Below are 16,175 nucleotides of genomic sequence, written 5' to 3' on the forward strand. Positions count from 1 at the left end.
CAAGCTGACAACTCCGCCCTTACGTCACTCATTGCGCATGCGGCCTAGGGTCCTTCTCGTGCGAGCACCTCGCTGGCGAGAATGCGCTGTTAGCGTTGCCAAAGCGGAGCGAACTATCGTCCGTTTGTCTCAGCCGCTATGATCATGGCCATGATCTGGCGGAACATATTTCTCACGTTTGGCGTGCTCGCCTTGCTGATAGGCGCCGTTCTCGGCTTGGCCGGGAGTGGAGAATTCATGATCGGGACCTCCCTTGCGGGTATTGGATTCATGATCGGTGCTGTTGCCATGGCAATTACTGGACAGCACAAGTGAGACTGGGGCCTCCGGGTCACGCCTCTGTTTAAGTCTCGGTAAGGGTTGACATGGAAACCCGACCCCCAGGCCCGCCATCGCCCTGGGGTAAGCAGAGCAGACCACGAACCAAGATATCAAGATCGTTAGTCCAGCAATCTACTCCACCTTGGCCGCCGGCACGCTTCCCGGGCATAAGATCCAGAACATGCGCGGAATGCCGTCGGTGCATTCGACCAAAGCATCCCACAAGAAGCCTTCCTCTTTTAATCCGTAGGCTTCCGGATCGGGGTGCTTTCTGCGACACAGGGCGGTGACGGTCTCCGGTGCTATCCAGCATCCCGGGCGTCGCGCCCGATCGCCTACGGCAAGCCGTACCCATGCGGGGAGGCGCGGCGCAATGCCGGAGACCGTCTCGATAAGGGTACCGCCGTGCCCGTCGCGTGCCCGATGGGGCGGAGAATCAGGGGGAACAGCGGGGAGTCACGGGGAACGGGGAAAGTGTCGTGAGCTGCGTCTTCGCTGATGGCCCATGATCGGAATGTGTCTTTGCAAGCAGGATGTCAGGAGTTCGAATCTCCTAGGCTCATCCCAGCTCAAAGGCCACCTCCCATGATCGGGAAGTGGCCTTTTCGATCTTATACAGCAGCGAAATACAGCAACGGCTACGAATCCAGCCGGCACCGAGCTTCTTGAGCGCCTTGCGCGTCTCCTCCGATGAGACCTCGCTGTAGATGTTCATGGTCACCGAGATCTGACTGTGCCGGAGGATCTGCATGGCCACGCGCGGGTGGACGTCGAGGGCGATGAGAAGAGACGCGCAGGTCTTCCGGGTCGCGTGGACGTTGACCTTCCGCACGACCGCCCGGTCGCACGCCCTGGCGAAGCTGCGTCGAAAGTTCGACGGCTCCACCGGCCGTCCGCTCGCGGTGGTGAAGACGAGGCTCGTCTCCTGCCACGAGTCCCCCGCCGCCTCCCGGGCCATGTCGTGTGCCCGTCGACGGGCACGGAGCGCCGTCGTCACGATCTCGGGGAAGGGCAACGTCGCGTCCGAGGCGTCCGTCTTGGTCTGCCGGTGGAGGAGCTGGCCGGCCACCCGCTGGAGCTGCCAGCCGATGGTCATTTCGGTGTTGCCGAGGTCGACGTCCTCCCAGCGGAGCCGAGGGCCTCACCGAGGCGCAGGCCCAGGACGAGGACCAGGACGTAGACCGGATACATCGGGTCCTCATGGGTCCGGGCCGACTCCAATTCCCCCTCGCTCGCAAGATCCGCCGCCTGATAAGGTTTCGATCATGGTCTACATGTTCATCCGTCTTCGGACTGCCTGAGACGGTGTCCCGCCGGTCGCTCAGCGACCAGCGGCAGCTGAGGCGATCCCGCTATCAACGTTGCGGTCTGAATTCCGCGTTTCGCCCGGCTGACCCATCATCCGCGCACCCGCCCGCCGGCGCGTGCAGCCGCGTTCCGTCCTCGACGGTCTGCCGTGATTCGGGCCGGTACCGCCGCCGCGTCCACGCTCTCCTGTGCCGCCACCGGGTTCCGGTGAGCTCGCCGGCGGGTGCGCCCGCCGTCTCATCATCAGCGGCTCAACGCGCCGTTTTCTCCCCGCTTCGATCCGATCGGACTGATTCACATGTCATCCATCTCAACCAGCTCGCCGCACCCTCGATCCGTGTCCGGCGGTGCTCCCACGTTCGTGCTGGTCCACGGTTCCGGCTCCAGCTCGTTCATGTGGTCCTCCGTCCAGCGCGAACTCGCGTTGCTCGGCCACCGCAGCTTCGCCGTCGACCTACCGGGGCACGGCCTCGACGCGCAGTACCCCGTCGCCTACCAGGCTCCGCAGGACCTCGATGCGTGGGCGACCGAGCCGTCGACCCTGGCCGGGACCACCCTTCAGGACAACATCGACATGGTCGTCGACGTCGTCCGCCGCGTGGCCGGGTACGGGCCGGTGGTGCTGGTGGGTGCCAGCCTCGGAGGGACGGCCGTCACCGGAGTCGGTAACACGATTCCCGATCTGGTGGACCGGCTGGTGTACATCTCCGCGTGGGCGTGCGTGCAACGGTCGAACCCGATCGAGTACATGCAGGAGCCCGAGTTCGGAGACAGCCTGATGCCGTCCCTGGCCGCGTTCAATGTCGGAGATCCGACCCGACTCGGCGTCGGCCGGGCCAACTACCGCACCGCCGATCCGGCGCTGCTGACCGGTCTCAAGGCGGCGACCATGGCCGACGTCACCGACGAGCAGTTCCGGGCCTTCCTCAACATCCTGCAGCCCGACGAGTCGATCGCGGTGATGACGGCCGACGCCCGCGGTCACGCCGACACCTGGGGCACGATCGCCCGCACCTACATCCGTCTCACCGGTGACCGATCCATTCCGGTCGCCATGCAGGACAGGCTGATCGCCGAGGCAGACGCGCTGACCCCCGGCAACCCCTACGACGTCCACACCCTGGACACCACACATGCGGGGTTCGTGTTCAGAGCAGCGGAGGTGGCAGCGATCCTCGACAAGTCAGCTGTATAGCGACGACTCAGAGCCGCCTTGTGTCCAAGCCGCCAGAGCTTGGACACAAGGCGCTCGCAAGCAGAAGGCTCGATGCCCCATGCCGTTGGGCCGAGTCCTCGCGGCCGGCTGGCCTTCCCTTCTTCGGCAGGCTCAGGAGCACCAGCACCCGGTAACGCGGTTCGATCGCGTCGGCGAGCTTGGGGCACCTCGCGGGGAACCACGGGCAGCCGGACCGCTTCCCCGTAGGTCAGTGCTTATCCAGATCAGGGACCAAGATCGCTGGAGACTTCCCGGGCTGGCAGCGCACGGACCGAACGAGTGAAGTCGTCGGACCCCGCTGCCATGATCTTCGCGTCCACGGCTCTCGCGGGAAGGCATGAGAATGAGCAGCGCTACGGCGGCAGCCTACAGGTGGCTCTGCCAGGAGTTCAGCGACGGCGTCGGAGAGATGTGGCTCTTCGCCGGCTTCGTCCGGGACCTGCCCCCCGAACACGCCCTGCAGCGCATCGGCGTCATCCCGGGGGCCCTGGGGGAATCCGGATTCGGCGTCGCGGCCTATGCGGCCGGCGGCGGAACCGTTCTGATCGAACACGGCTGGGCCGGCATCATCTGCAACCACGACATGCAACTGTCGGAGGGCACAGCCGCGGCCGTGGTGCGGGCGACCATCAACAACCGGGACTTCGCCTACTCTGTCGACGGCCGCTTGATCACCACGTTCGGCCTGTACTCCTACCGCTTCCGGGAGGGGGCCGACCCCGACCGGCTCCAGGCGGATGTCGAGGACCTCGGCATGGACATCGACGGCGACCGGCCCGGCTTCCCCGACGATCCCGTCTCCAGCGCTCTGGCCCTTGCCGAACGCGCCACGGGCGTCCACCTGTCTTCCGCCCGTTTCGCCCGTCCGGCTCTGATCGGATCCACCGACCACCTCCATCCCTACTGCTGACGCCCTCGGCTCATGAAGATCCGGAACATGCACGGAACGATCCCGGCCCGTCATGCTCGATGCGGCGCGAAACCTCAGGCCACGGCCCCACACGCCGCGTAGGAAGCACTCCTCGGCGATGCCGCGTCCGAGGTGTCCGTCTTGGTCCGCCGGTGGAGGAACTGACCGGTCACCCATTGGATCTGCCGGTCGATGCTCATTTCGGCGTTGCCGAGGTCGACGTCCTCCCAGCGGAGGCCATAGTGGTTCCTTGGTCGGATCCGTGGAGTCCTGCGCCTGGGGTGGATCTATGATCAACCCATGCGAACCGGGTACAACGCGTTATCGGCGATGCTCGGGTATGTACTGGGCATGTTCGTCACGTCCGTACTCGCCGGGTGGGCGCGCGGGGGCGGTGGGGAGTCGCTCAGCGAAGTCCTGCTCATGTGTTCACTGCTGTTCGAGATCGCGTTCCTCTTCGGGTTGGTCCGGTTTTTCTTTCGGGGGTTGCGGTGGGGCGGCCGCCGCTTCGCGCGTCGGCGGCGGATGACGGCCCCGCAGGGGCCCGGGCCACGACCGGCGGCTTCGAGTACCTGATGCAGCCGGTGATCGCCGAGGTCGCGGCCCGTGGGCAGGTCGATCGGCGGCCGAGCCTGGCCGCTCGCGGGGCGGGCTGAGCAGCGAGGTCCACCTGGCGGCCGACCGGATCCGGAGCCTTCGGCTCACGTGAGGATCCGTACTCCGTACGGGCCCTGGAGCGGCCCTCCAGATGGACAGGCCTCACGCCAGGATGAGGACGGCCGCGACCACCGCCATCACCGCGGCGGTGAGGCCGTGGACGCCGAACGCCACCGCCCGCGGACCCCCGTTCCTGAGCACGACGACCATGTCGCCCAGCGGGGCGAACACGCTGGCGAGAATCAGCCAGCCGAGCATGTGCTGGTCTCCCGTCACGAGGGCCGGGAGCACGACGAGCCCGGCCGTGATGTCCCGTACGCCCTTGACGGTCAGGTACGCGTTCATGGACACGGGAACCCCGAAGCCCTCCGCCGACGCGACCGGCTGCAGCAGGAAGCGGATGCCGATGAGGATGATCCCGATGGCGACCAGCCCGGCGAGCCAGGTGGCGATGGTGACCATGTCGTCTCCTTTTAATCGTCGCTAGAAGTGTTAGCGACGCTAGCCTAGCGAGGCTCACCTGTCTAGCGATGCTAGAATTCGAGGGGTGTCCACACAGCAGCGCAGAGAACGCGAACGCGCCCAGCGCCACGACCTGATCGTCAAGACCGCCCGCAGGCTGGCCGAGTCCGAGGGCTGGGACGCCGTGACCACCCGCCGCCTGGCCGACGAGATCGAGTACAGCCAGCCGGTCCTGTACAGCCACTTCGCCGGCAAGGACGCCATCGTCGCGGCGGTGGCGCTGGAGGGCTTCACGGAACTGGCCGTACGCCTGCGCGCCGCGGCCCGGGCGGGCGAGCCGCGGGCCGCGCTGGAAGGGCTGGCCAGGACCTACCTGGCGTTCGCTGAGGAGAACCCCGCGCTGTACGACGCCATGTTCACGATGGCCGTGGATCTGCCGTTCGGCCAGGACGACACCCCGGAGCCGCTCCGGGACGGCTTCCAGGCGCTTCTGTCCGGAGTCGCACAGTTCGCCGACGGCCGCGATCCGGCGACCCTGACGGAGGTCGCCTGGAGCGCCCTGCACGGGCTGATCGTCCTGTCCCGCGGCGGCCGCCTCCCCGCCTCGGGCCGCGAGGCCCGCCTGACGCTGCTGCTCGACCAGCTCAGCGTCACCCGCTGACCCGGCAGCGTGCGGCTCCGGTCCCGGAGCCGGAAACGGAGGGCATGCTCCACAGCCGCACCGTGCCGCCCGCATCGGGGGCGGCCAGCAGGCTTCCCCTGGGGTGGAAGGCGAGTGAGGAGACGTGCCCGGTGTGACCGTTCAGCGGCTCCCCGGCGGGCCGGACGGTCGCGGTGTCCCACAGCCGCACCATGAGGTCGTCACCCGCGGTCGCGAAGAACCGGCCGCCGGGGTGGAAGGCCACCGCCCAGACGTGATCCCCGCGATGGCCGAGCACCGGTTCGCCGACGGGGCAGCCGGTTGTGACATCCCACAGTCTCACCTGGTTCCGGTCGTATCCGGCCGCGGCCAGCAGGCGCCCGCCGGGGTGGAAGGCCACCGCGTGGACGGATCCGCTGTGATCACCCGGCAGGTGGCCGACGGGCCGTCCGGTCTCGCCGTCCCACAGCCGCACGGTACGGCCCGCGGCGCCGGCCAGCAGCCGCCCGTCAGGGGAGAAGGCCACCGCGTAGGCGGGATCGCCGGTGCCGCCCAGTGGTTCACCGGCGGGCTGCAGGGTGTCGGCGGGCTGCAGGGTGTCGGCGGGCTGCAGGGTGCCGGCGTGCCACAGCCGTACGGTCCCGTCCTGGCCGGCGCTGGCCAGCAGGTGACCAGCGGGATGGAAGGCCAGCGCGGTGACGCCCTCGGCGTGGCCGCCCGGCGCTTCACCGGCGGGCCGGAAGGCGTCGGTGCGGAACACCCGGATCGTGCCGTCCGACCAGCCGGTGGCGACCAGACCGCCGCAGGGGTGGAAGGCCACCGCCCAGGCCTGTTCAGCCGGGCCGGCCGGGGACCGGCCGACGGCGTGGCCGGTGGCGGTGTCCCACAACCGCACCGTCCCGTCCTCCCCGGCGACGGCGAAACGGCCGCCGCCGGGGTGGAAGGCGACATCCGCCGGGGTGCAGCGCCCGATCTGGACGTCCCGGAAAGGAAGGGCCATATCGATTGTCAGGCGTCCCGCGAGCGGAACACCGCGAAGGCCGCCAGCAGCAGACCGGCGGTGAAGGCGGTCATCAGGCCGAAGCCCGTCCACGGAGCGAGCCGGTCCGCATGGTGGACGGTGGTGGTGACCTGGAGCCCGGCCGAGATCGGCCAGTAGACGGTCACCCAGTCTCCGACGGCTGCGGGCATGAGGCGGGGCCCGATGATCGGGATGATGAAGTTGACGATCGTCACCGCGGTCGTGGCGGCCATCGTGTTCCGCAGCAGGCAGCCGAGTGCCACGCCGACCAGGCCCACCAGTGACCAGATCATCCCCATGCCGACGACGGCGCGCAGGACACCGGGCTCGCCGAGTGCGGCGGACGGAGCACCGGCGGCGCCGATCAGGGTCTGACCGAGGAGGAACGAGCCGAAAGCGGCGACCTCTCCCATCACCAGGGTGATCAGGCCGAACGTCCAGATCTTGGCGGCCAGCAGCCGTCCGCGCCGCGGGACCACGGTCAGGCTCGTACGGATCGTCCCGGTGGCGTACTCGGAGGTCACCGCCAGCGCGCCGAGTGCGCCCACGCTGATCTGCGCGAACAGGAACCCGCCGTACATGCTGACGTGGGTGGCGTCGAACGCCGCTCCCGCCGCCCGGTAGGTCCCGCTCGCCCTGCCGGCGGTGAGCGCGCCCGCGCCCACCATGACGGTGACGGTCGCCAGCAGGATGGGGATGTTGGAGGGGACCGAGCGGAACTTGGTCCACTCCGACCGCATCGTGTCCGCGATGGCGGCCCTCATGCCGCGCTCGCCTGGAACTCGACGCTGTCGCGGGTCAGATCCATGTAGGCCTGTTCCAGTGAACGTTGCGGCGTCAGCTCCGTCAACACTGTCCCGGCGGCCAGCGCGGCCTCGCCGATCCGCCGGGCCTCCAGGCCGATGACGATGAAGGAACCGTCGGTCCCCTGCCTGACGGAACCGCCCGCCTCCACCAGGAGGGGGACGAGCCGGTCCGGGTCGTCCGCCCGCACCAGCACGTTGGACCCCTGCCGGACGAACTCGCTGATCCCGATGTCCGCGATCAGCTTTCCCCTGCCGATGATGAGGAGATGGTCGGCGGTCTGCGCCATCTCGCTCATCAGATGGCTGGAGACCAGGACGGTGCGGTTCTCGCCGGCCAGGCCGCGCATCAGCTCGCGGATCCACTTGATGCCCTCGGGATCCAGGCCGTTGACCGGCTCATCGAACAGCAGCACCTTCGGATCGCCGAGGAGCGCCACCGCGATCCCGAGCCGCTGGCTCATCCCCAGGGAGAAATCACCGGCCCGCTTACGCGCCACCGATTCCAGCCCGACCAGCTCCAGCACCTCGTCCACCCGTCCGCCCGGGATGCCGTTGGTCCGGGCGATGCAGAGCAGGTGGTCGCGGGCCGTACGCCTGGGGTGCAGCGCGCGGGCGTCCAGCAGGGCGCCGACCTCGTGCATGGGCCTGGCCATGCCCACGTAGTCGCGGCCGTTGACCGTCACGCTCCCGGCGTCCGGCCTGTCGAGACCGAGGATCATCCTCATGGTCGTCGACTTTCCCGCTCCGTTCGGGCCGAGGAAACCGGTGACCCTGCCGGATTCGACGGTGAACGACAGGCCGTCCACGGCCGTCCTGCCACCGAAGCGCTTCGTCAGCCCGTCTATTCGGATCATGTCCCATCGCCTCACGCGCGTTCTTTTCGATCAAGAAGTTCGTTCAGCCCGTACACCGGCGCAGTGAGGGAGCCGAGCACGGCCCTTCATGGCCTTGCTCTCCGTGCTCCAGGGGCATGTGTCGTCGGCCGGCATGCGGCGTCGGCTGCCCCTGCCGCCTCCGGACCTCATTCCGAACGACCGGTCAGTCGTAGAGCCGCCACGGCATCCCGCCGTCCTTCGCATGCTTGAGCGCGAGCACGCCCTCGGCCTTCAAGAGCTCCTGCTCGCGCTCTTCGAACGCTTCGGCCTTCCTGTAGAGATCGTTGCTCGCCGTCTCCAGTATCGTTTTCCAGAGGTACAGGATCTTCTCTCTCGTATCGAAGAAGAGGGCGTCCGCCCGGTCCCGCTCGGATCGGATGTCATGGACCTCTAAGTCATTTTCCGCCGCCTCCAGTTCTGCGGCCAGATCCGGGTTCTCCAGGTTTCCCTGGAAATCCCGCTGGTGTCCGCGGAACAGGACCAGGGAAAGCTTTCCGCTCCCCCTGAGGGTGAAATTCCTCCTCGCCAGATCCAGGGCTCCGGAGGCGGCCTCGAAGAGGAACTCCTTCCGGTGTCCGGGTGTCTGCCCGGATTCGTGGACGTGGGAGACGAGGCCGCCGTCCCCGTCCACCGGGCTGACGATCATGCCCATGCAGCCGGCGAAGGATCCGCTGTAGATGTCCGTACGTCCCGATCTGGAGATGCCGATCCTGCTCATGCCGAGGAGGAGAACGGTGGCGTCATCCCGCCAGACTTTCCCGGAGGCGGCCCACAGTTCGTCGGTGACGTATTTGATCTCCATCGTCGGATGGTATGGCGACGCGCTTCGGCGGGTCAACGGGTGGAATTCCGCCTCGTCTTCGCGTGGCGCGGGAAAACCGGATCGGTGCACGTGTCCGGTGGATTCGGCGTCTTGTTTTCGGACCGGCCGTAACCGGAGGCCGCAGCGTATGAGGTCGATATCGCCGAGGTCGATATCGCGGCTTGCTTCGGAAATGAGCGGCGCGCCCACCGGCGCCGCCGCCTGGTCGGAGGTCGCCCAGGCGAGCCTCATCATGGCGGGCGTCCGGGCGCTGGGCGGCAGCACGAAGAACTGGGCGCTGGGCGGCAGCACGAAGAACTGGGCGCTGCCGGTGGACATCCGGATGCCCGTGATGGACGGCATCGCGGCCGGTCCCAGGCCGTGGTGGTGGCATACGAGACCGGCCTGGCCATGCCGTCATCGGCGGACACCGGTCCTGTCGGCGGAGCCGCCCGTGCCGGTTCCCGGCCGGATTCGTAGCGTCCCAGGTCCGGGGGCGGGTCTGAGATCGACTCATGCGTGCACCACCGGTCCGCGCGTACCATTCGGCGGTGGAGGTTTTGGAGCCGGAGGTGTGGCGCGTCCGGGCGGAGGAGCACCGGCGGCGGGTCGAGGAGTGGACGGCGCCGTACCTCGCGCGCAAGGCGCGGCGGGAGAGCCATCCCGTCGAGGACTTCCTGTTCGTCTACTACGACCACCGGCCGGCCTGGCTGCGGCGGTGGCACCCGGGCGCCGGGGTGGTGCTGAAGGGGGCGAGCGGCTTCGGCCGCTTCTACCTCGACACCCCCGAGGGGGCCGTGCTCGACACCGCGGCGCTGATGGCCAGGCGCGGGCCCTCCGTCGAGTGGATCGCGCGGCTGCTGGCCGCCACCGCGTCGCGGCCGGCCTATCTCGGCTGCTTCGGCCTGCACGAGTGGGCGATGGTCTACCGGGCCGCGGAGGTACGGCACGGCGCCTGGCCGCTGCGGCTCGGCGACGAGGAGATCGCGGAGGTCGTGGAGCAGCGGGGCGTGCGGTGCGGCCATTTCGACGCGTTCCGCTTCTTCACCCCGGAGGCGCGCCCGCTCAACGTGCTGCAGCCGACGCGCGAGCGGCAGCGGGAACTGGAGCAGCCGGGCTGCCTGCACGCCAACATGGACCTGTACAAGTGGGCGTACAAGCTGTCGCCGCTGGTGAGCAGTGAGCTGGTCGCCGACTGCTTCGCGCTGGCCCGCGACATCCGCGAGGTGGACATGCGGGCCAGCCCGTACGACCTGAGCGCGCTCGGCCACCGGGCGATCCGGATCGAGACGCCCGAGGGGCGGGCCGAGTACGCCGCCGAGCAGCGGGGCTTCGCCGAACGGGCGCGGCCGTACCGGCAGCGCCTGCTCGACGCCTGCGAACGGCTCCTCGCCGGCGCCCGCCGCCCCTGAGAACCCGCGGCCCGAACCGAGGTCCGTGAGAACCGCAGACGCTGAGAATCGCCGCCCCTGAGAATCAGGCCATGCGGCGTACCATTCCGCCATGATGGAGCTGATTTCCATGCCCTTTGCGCTTATGGGCATCCCTGCGGCGTTCGTGATCGGCGCTGTGGGGTTCGCGGCGCGATCGGCTCCGGCCGGCCGGCACGCCCGCGTACTCCGGCACCACCTGGGCTGGGGATCGGTCCTGTCGGCGATCGGCCTCGCGGTGATGCTGCTCACCGCGTGGGCCACGTACGGGGATCAGTACTACGACGACCTCGAATGGGCTGGGATCTTCCTGGCGTCCGTGATGGGCGGAGTGCTGTTCCTCTTCGGTCTGGGACCGTTCGTCCCGTGGCTGCTGGGACTCCTCGGGCGGAGCGCCGTACGGCTGCCGCCACCGGTCCGGCTGGCGGCCCGCGACCTGGCCGGCAACCGCGCCCGGACGGCCCCCTGACCGCGGCGACGATGACCGCGACCGCCTTCGCCGTCGCTCTGACGATCATCGCGCTCGCGATGACGGCGCAGGACCGGGCGCAGTACCAGCCGCAGGCCCGTCCCGGAACCCTCCTGGTGCGGTCGTTCTCCGCGGAGGAGACGGCGGCCGTGCGCGCGGCCGTCCAACGTGAGCTGCCTGGAGTTCCCGTCGTGCAGAGAGACGTCCTGCGTGAGCACGGACCCTTCGGCTCGGACATCGAGAACGTGGAGCTACCGGACCTGGAGAGCGTCAGCCCGTCCGAACTCATCGGTGACCGGGCGCTGCTCCACTATCTGACGGGAGATCCGTCGACCCCCTACGACGAGGGTACGGCCGTGGTGGTCACGGCCGCCGACGTGGAGGTCGACGAGGTGACGATCCACTACGACCTCTCCGGAAAAACCGACTCGCTGCAGCACAAGACGATTCCTGCGATCGCCGCCAAGCCCGCCGCTCCTCACCTGGAGACGATCTTCCTCCCGGCGGAGGTCGTGCGAGGCCTCGGTTACCACCTGGACCCGGAGGAGCTGATCATCGATCCCTCCGCCCATCGGACCTCGGTGGCCGAGCAGGAGCGGCTCGACGGCCGGCTGGGTGACGCCGCGGTCACCTATGTCGAACGGGGGTTCCAGGAACCGACCGGCTGGCGGATCGTCGCCGCGTCGGCGGCCGTCATCGCACTCGGCTGGGCGCTGGCCGTACCCGGCAGGACGGTCGCGGCCTCCCGGTCGAGACGCGTGCTGCTGCGGCTCGGCGGCTCGGCCGCGACCCTGCGGTTGTTCACCGCGTTCCGTACGGGGCTCGGCGCGGCCTGCGGCGCGGTGACGGGCGTGGCCGCCGGGTGCGTCATCGGCCTGCTCCTGGCGTGGCCGATGACGTACCCCGCCTCGTCCGGCTGGGAGCCGGTGCCGCGGGTGGCCTTCGACACCCCGTGGCCGCTGCTCGCCGTGCCGGCAGCCGTACTGCCCGTCCTCGCCGCCGCCGTCGCCGGACTCCTCCCCCTCAGGCGGTCCGCCGCGGTTCCGTCCGTCCGGCGGTGAGGTCCCGGCCTCGTCTCTGCCTGCCGCGGTTCCGTCCGTCCGGCGGTGAGGTCCCGGCCTCGTCTCTGCCTGCCGCGGTTCCGCCCGCGGGCCCGGACGTCGCCGGCCTCGGATAGCGTCGGGGCCATGCGGCTTCATGTGGGATGCGCGATGTGGACGCACAAGGCATGGCAGGGGCGCCTCCTGCCCCACCCGCTTCCCCCGGAGGAGCGGCTGAGGTCCTACGCGACCTGGTGCAACGCGGTGGAGGGCAACACCACGTTCTACGCGACGCCGGCGAGGAGCACGGTGGAGTCGTGGGCGGCGCAGGTCGGCCCCGAGTTCCGCTTCGTGGTCAAGCTGCCCAAGCCGATCACGCACGAGCGCCGCCTCACCGGCGCCGACGAGGAGCTCCGGGCGTTCCTGGAGGCGATCGAACCGCTCGGGCAGCGGGCCCATGCCCTCTGGGTCCAGCTGCCGGGGTCGTTCGGACCGGACGACCTCGGCGTCCTGGCGGGCTTCCTCCGCGGGCTCCCCCGCTCGTACAGGTACGCCGTCGAGGTCCGGCACCGCGCGTTCTTCGACGACGAGCGATCCGCGCGGCTTCTCGAAGGGGTCCTGTCCGGGGTCGGGGCCGAGTGGGTCCCGTTCGACACCACGGCCTTCTTCCGGAGCCCGCCGACCAGCGACGCCGAACGGGACGCGTGGCTGAAGAAACCGCGGTTGCCGCGCCGGGCGCCCGCTCTCACCGACCGCCCGATCGTCCGCTACCTCGGCCGGGACGACACGGCCCGCACGGTCGAGGGCTGGCAGGAGTGGGTCGCCACGGTCGCCGGGTGGTTGCGCGAGGGCCGGTCGCCGACCGTGTTCGTGCACACCCCCGACAACGCCGACGCGCCGGTGCTCGCCCGCCGCTTCCACGACGAGGTGCGAGCCGTGCTGCCCGGGGTCGAGCCGCTGCCCGAGCCCGCGCCGGTCGAGCCGCTGACCCTGTTCTGACAGTGAGGACGCAGGTGAACGACTCCCAGCGGAGTCCGGCTCCTGCTCTGACCGACCACGGCGTCTTCGACCGGATCCGCCGGCCCGCGCCGGCCGGCGGACTCCGCACGGGTGCGGCTCGTTCCCCGGCGAGGCCGTACAGCCGGGCCGTACAGGGGAGAAAACGCTTTGTGCCGGCGTGGGACGGGGAGGCAGGGTACTCTGCATGCCGGTTCAGCACCAGGTGAGAGCGGACTACGACGCCGAGACGATCGTGGTCTACCAGGCGTACCCGTCCGCCGTGGCCGACCCCGCCCTCAGCGCCGGGCGGTTCGTGCCGCCCTTCTCGTTCACCCGCATGACGTGGATCAAGCCTTCGTTCCTCTGGCTCATGCACCGCAGCAACTGGGCGCGGAAGCCGGGTCAGGAGCGCGTCCTGGCGGTGCGGATCACCCGGGACGGATGGCACGAGGCACTCTCCCGGGCCGTGCTGACGACGGCCGGACCCGCGGCCGTCGACCGGGCGGCGGTTCACGTCCAGTGGGACCCCGAGCGCTCGTTGCGCGGGGCGGCGCTCAACCACTACAGCATCCAGGTCGGGATCGGCCGGACCCTGATCCGCAGGTTCGCGGACGAGTGGGTGGTCGGCCTCACCGACGTCACGCCCACGGTGAGGAGGATCGCCGGGCTGGTGCAGTCCGGGCAGGCGTCGAAGGCGCAGCGGCTGCTGCCCCCGGAGCGTGAGTACCCGGTGCCCCCGGAGATCGCCCGGCGGCTTCTCATCGGCTCGTGACCGTGAACGCGGCGAGCAGGCGCCCGCGCGTGAACCGGGCGCCCGTGCGTGACGCCCGTGCGTGACGCCCGTCCGTGAACCGGACGTCCGGCCGGGGCGTCCACCGCGCAGCATGGAGGTTCAGGAGGGCTGCGTCGCCAGCCGCAGTCCGAACCCGATCACGACGAGGCCCGTCAGCCGGTCCAGGCCGCGCTTGACCGGCGGCCTGCTCAGCCAGCCGCGCACCAGCCCGGTGAACCCGATGAGCAGCGCGCTCCAGAGGAGCCCCTCGCAGACGTGCACGCCCGCCAGCAGGGCGCCCATCGCGACGTGCGGCGCGCCGTCCGGGATGAACTGGGGGAGCATCGCGATGTAGAAGACGCCCATCTTCGGGTTGAGCAGGTTGGTCAGCAGCCCCCGGCGGAACGCGGGCCACGATCCGTCCCTCCCGGACGGTCCGGACGCCGCCGTCTCGCCCGCGCCGCCCCGGCGGCTGTGCCAGAGCATCTGGCCGCCCATCCACATCAGGTAGGCGACACCCGCCCAGCGCAGCACCTCGTAGGCGAGCCGGGAGGTGGAGAGGAGGGCGGACAGGCCGGCGGCGGTGACGACGCCCCACACGAGCGTTCCGGCCTGGATGCCGAGGACCACGGCCCAGGCGGGTCTCCTGCCGGCCAGCAGCGAGGTGCGCAGGATCAGCGCCGTGTCCAGGCCGGGCGTGAGCGTGAGGAACCCCACGACGACGGCGAACGAGGCGATCGAGCCGTAGACGTCCATGGGCCCTCACCGTAGTCCAGCGCGGTGCGGGCACGACGGCCGCCCCGAAGCGCCTCACCCGGCGCGCCGCTCCGTCATCCGGTCCTCCAGTTCCTGCGGGACTCCTCCACCAGCTTGATGAACCCGGCCTCGGAGTCGGCGAACTTCATGACGCGCCTGCCGGGATCCGTCGTCACGAAGAACAGCCAGGGACCGGGGGCCGGACGCAGCGCGGCCTCGACGGCGGCGGCGCCCGGGTTTCCGATGGGGCCGGGCGGCAGGCCGGGGTGCACATAGGTGTTGTAGCGGGACCGGCTCCTGAGATCCTCGACCGAGACGGTGGAACCGGTCTTGCCCAGGCCGTACATCACCGTGCTGTCCAGCTCCAGTTTCCTCGGGGGCGTGCGGTCCAGCCGGTTGTAGACGACCCGTGCGATCTTCGGCATGTCCTCTGCGCGGACCGCCTCGGCCTGGACGATGCTGGCGACGGTCAGGACCTCCAGCGGCGTACGGCCGATCCGCCCGGCGCCCTCCACCAGCCCGGCGTCCCCGGCGGCGCGGTCGAACCGGGCCACCATCGCGGCGAGGATCTCGCGGGGGCTCGACCCGGCCGGGAACTCGTAGGCCGCGGGGAAGACGAATCCCTCCAGCGCCCCCTTGGCGTAGGCGGGGAGACCGAGCGCCTCGCCGTCCTCCGCGGCCCGCTCGAACTCCGCCACCGGCCTGCCGGTGGCGTCCGACAGCAGCCGCAGGACCTGGGAGAGCCGCATCCCCGCCCGCACGGTCAGGACGATCGGCTTCCGCGGGGTCTCCGCACGCGTCTCGTCCGGGCCCCGGCCCGTGACACCGGGCGGATCCGCCACCGGTGCGGGCAGCGCTCCGGCCACGAGCGCCGCTCCGGCCGCCAGCACGGCGACGGCGGCCGCCGCCGCGAGGGCAGGGCCGCGACGGGAAGGCCGGCGGGACCGGAGGAGCCGGCCGGGCGGAGGCGGCTGCTCCTCGTGGGCCATGTCCGAAAGGGTCTCCCGCAGCAGGTCCTCGATGTTCATCGCATCTCCCTCACGCCGTCCAACTCGGGAGCGGCCTTCCGCAGCCGTTCCAGCGACCGGTGGATCTGACTGCGGACCGACCCCACCCCGATGCCGAGCAGCCGGGCGATCTCGGTCTCGGACAGGTCCTCGAAGTAACGCAGCACCAGCACGGTCCGCTGCCGGGGCGTCAGGCGGGCGAGAGCCGTACGCATCACCAGGCGGAGGTCCGCGGTCTCGGCGTGCCCGTCGCCGATCCGGTCGGGAGGCTGCTCCGTGGACACCTCCGTGATCCGGGAGCGGCGCCGCCACCCGCTCACCTGCTCGTGGTACATGGCACGGCGGACGTAGCCCTCGACGGCCGCGGGGTCGCGGAGACCGCGCCACCTGGCGGCCGTCTTCGCCAGTGCCGACTGCACCAGGTCCTCGGCGGCGTGCCGGTCGCCGGTCAGCAGGTACGCGGTGCGGAACAGCGCCCCCGACCGGGCGACGACGAACTCCCGGAAGCCCGCCTCGAAACCTGGATCCACCTGTCCTCCTCGCGGTGTCACCAAGCAAGGACGCGGGCGGGGCGCCGATCTATGCCGGTACGGCGGAAAGCCGGAAGGGAGCGGAGAACCGGGCGGGAGGACGGTGCGGCGGGAGGACGGGCGGGTGGGAACGGTGCGGCGGGAGGACGCCGGT

Annotated in this window: 18 protein-coding genes; 9 read left to right on the top strand and 9 right to left on the bottom strand. The window is 70.1% G+C overall.

Annotated elements, in window-relative coordinates; all coding sequences use genetic code 11:
- Positions 1–150 precede the first annotated feature (150 nt).
- Positions 151–315 (top strand): hypothetical protein, encoded by a 165-nt coding sequence (locus IEZ06_RS19195; protein ID WP_189238080.1) that lies wholly within the window; start codon positions 151–153, stop codon positions 313–315.
- A gap of 565 nt (positions 316–880) precedes the next feature.
- Here the strand turns inward: IEZ06_RS19195 and IEZ06_RS19200 are convergent.
- The gene (locus tag IEZ06_RS19200; RefSeq protein ID WP_203872018.1) at positions 881–1,417 is read right to left on the bottom strand and encodes a tyrosine-type recombinase/integrase; all 537 of its coding nucleotides are present in this window, start codon (positions 1,415–1,417) and stop codon (positions 881–883) included.
- Between the two features lie 549 nt (positions 1,418–1,966).
- Here IEZ06_RS19200 and IEZ06_RS19205 point away from each other — a divergent pair.
- Both IEZ06_RS19205 and IEZ06_RS19210 read left to right on the top strand, forming a co-directional pair.
- On the top strand, positions 1,967–2,824 hold the full coding sequence (locus tag IEZ06_RS19205; protein WP_229798374.1) for an alpha/beta hydrolase: 858 nt from the start codon (positions 1,967–1,969) through the stop codon (positions 2,822–2,824).
- Between the two features lie 364 nt (positions 2,825–3,188).
- Positions 3,189–3,755: a DUF6461 domain-containing protein gene (locus tag IEZ06_RS19210; RefSeq protein WP_189238082.1), complete on the top strand. Its 567-nt coding sequence runs from the start codon at positions 3,189–3,191 to the stop codon at positions 3,753–3,755.
- A 759-nt stretch (positions 3,756–4,514) separates the two neighbouring features.
- Here IEZ06_RS19210 and IEZ06_RS19215 read toward each other — a convergent pair.
- A complete protein-coding gene (locus tag IEZ06_RS19215) occupies positions 4,515–4,874 on the bottom strand; it encodes a DUF4267 domain-containing protein (RefSeq protein ID WP_189238083.1) in 360 nt (119 codons plus the stop codon).
- Positions 4,875–4,959: 85 nt separating this feature from the next.
- Between IEZ06_RS19215 and IEZ06_RS19220 the strand changes: the two genes are divergently transcribed.
- Positions 4,960–5,535 carry a TetR/AcrR family transcriptional regulator gene (locus IEZ06_RS19220; RefSeq protein WP_189238084.1) on the top strand — a complete coding sequence of 192 codons (576 nt, stop codon included), beginning with the start codon at positions 4,960–4,962 and terminating at the stop codon, positions 5,533–5,535.
- On the opposite strand, the gene IEZ06_RS19225 is transcribed toward IEZ06_RS19220, so the two are convergent.
- The 4 genes from IEZ06_RS19225 to IEZ06_RS19240 all read right to left on the bottom strand — a co-directional run bounded on the left by IEZ06_RS19225 (position 5,525) and on the right by IEZ06_RS19240 (position 9,381).
- Positions 5,525–6,514: a WD40 repeat domain-containing protein gene (locus IEZ06_RS19225; RefSeq protein ID WP_189238085.1), complete on the bottom strand. Its 990-nt coding sequence runs from the start codon at positions 6,512–6,514 to the stop codon at positions 5,525–5,527. The two genes, IEZ06_RS19220 and IEZ06_RS19225, sit on opposite strands and share 11 nt — an antisense overlap.
- Positions 6,515–6,522: 8 nt before the next feature.
- Positions 6,523–7,299 (bottom strand): ABC transporter permease, encoded by a 777-nt coding sequence (locus IEZ06_RS19230; protein WP_189238086.1) that lies wholly within the window; start codon positions 7,297–7,299, stop codon positions 6,523–6,525.
- Positions 7,296–8,195 carry an ABC transporter ATP-binding protein gene (locus IEZ06_RS19235; protein ID WP_189238087.1) on the bottom strand — a complete coding sequence of 300 codons (900 nt, stop codon included), beginning with the start codon at positions 8,193–8,195 and terminating at the stop codon, positions 7,296–7,298. Before IEZ06_RS19235 ends, IEZ06_RS19230 begins: the two co-directional genes overlap by 4 nt.
- Positions 8,196–8,379: 184 nt before the next feature.
- A complete protein-coding gene (locus IEZ06_RS19240) occupies positions 8,380–9,381 on the bottom strand; it encodes a hypothetical protein (RefSeq protein WP_189238088.1) in 1,002 nt (333 codons plus the stop codon).
- Positions 9,382–9,569: 188 nt separating this feature from the next.
- Between IEZ06_RS19240 and IEZ06_RS19245 the strand changes: the two genes are divergently transcribed.
- From IEZ06_RS19245 to IEZ06_RS19265, 5 genes are all read left to right on the top strand, one after another.
- Positions 9,570–10,430 (top strand): 3-methyladenine DNA glycosylase, encoded by an 861-nt coding sequence (locus tag IEZ06_RS19245; protein WP_189238089.1) that lies wholly within the window; start codon positions 9,570–9,572, stop codon positions 10,428–10,430.
- Between the two features lie 109 nt (positions 10,431–10,539).
- Positions 10,540–10,917, top strand: a complete 378-nt coding sequence (locus tag IEZ06_RS19250) for a hypothetical protein (RefSeq protein WP_189238090.1) — start codon at positions 10,540–10,542, stop codon at positions 10,915–10,917.
- 11 nt (positions 10,918–10,928) lie between these two features.
- On the top strand, positions 10,929–11,978 hold the full coding sequence (locus IEZ06_RS19255; protein WP_189238091.1) for a hypothetical protein: 1,050 nt from the start codon (positions 10,929–10,931) through the stop codon (positions 11,976–11,978).
- Positions 11,979–12,104: 126 nt separating this feature from the next.
- Positions 12,105–12,956: a DUF72 domain-containing protein gene (locus IEZ06_RS19260; RefSeq protein ID WP_189238092.1), complete on the top strand. Its 852-nt coding sequence runs from the start codon at positions 12,105–12,107 to the stop codon at positions 12,954–12,956.
- A 205-nt stretch (positions 12,957–13,161) separates the two neighbouring features.
- Positions 13,162–13,728, top strand: a complete 567-nt coding sequence (locus IEZ06_RS19265; RefSeq protein ID WP_189238093.1) for a DUF4291 domain-containing protein — start codon at positions 13,162–13,164, stop codon at positions 13,726–13,728.
- A gap of 120 nt (positions 13,729–13,848) precedes the next feature.
- On the opposite strand, the gene IEZ06_RS19270 is transcribed toward IEZ06_RS19265, so the two are convergent.
- From IEZ06_RS19270 to IEZ06_RS19280, 3 genes are all read right to left on the bottom strand, one after another.
- Complete coding sequence (locus tag IEZ06_RS19270) at positions 13,849–14,484, bottom strand: LysE family translocator (RefSeq protein WP_189238094.1); 636 nt, start codon at positions 14,482–14,484, stop codon at positions 13,849–13,851.
- Between the two features lie 74 nt (positions 14,485–14,558).
- Positions 14,559–15,512, bottom strand: coding sequence for an endolytic transglycosylase MltG (mltG, locus tag IEZ06_RS19275; protein WP_189238095.1), 954 nt, complete (start codon positions 15,510–15,512; stop codon positions 14,559–14,561).
- Positions 15,509–16,021, bottom strand: a complete 513-nt coding sequence (locus IEZ06_RS19280; RefSeq protein WP_189238096.1) for a SigE family RNA polymerase sigma factor — start codon at positions 16,019–16,021, stop codon at positions 15,509–15,511. Before IEZ06_RS19280 ends, mltG begins: the two co-directional genes overlap by 4 nt.
- Between the last annotated feature and the right edge of the window lie 154 nt (positions 16,022–16,175).

Source organism: Planomonospora antibiotica (genome assembly GCF_014647955.1).
In the GTDB taxonomy this organism is placed as follows: Bacteria; Actinomycetota; Actinomycetes; order Streptosporangiales; family Streptosporangiaceae; genus Planomonospora; species Planomonospora parontospora.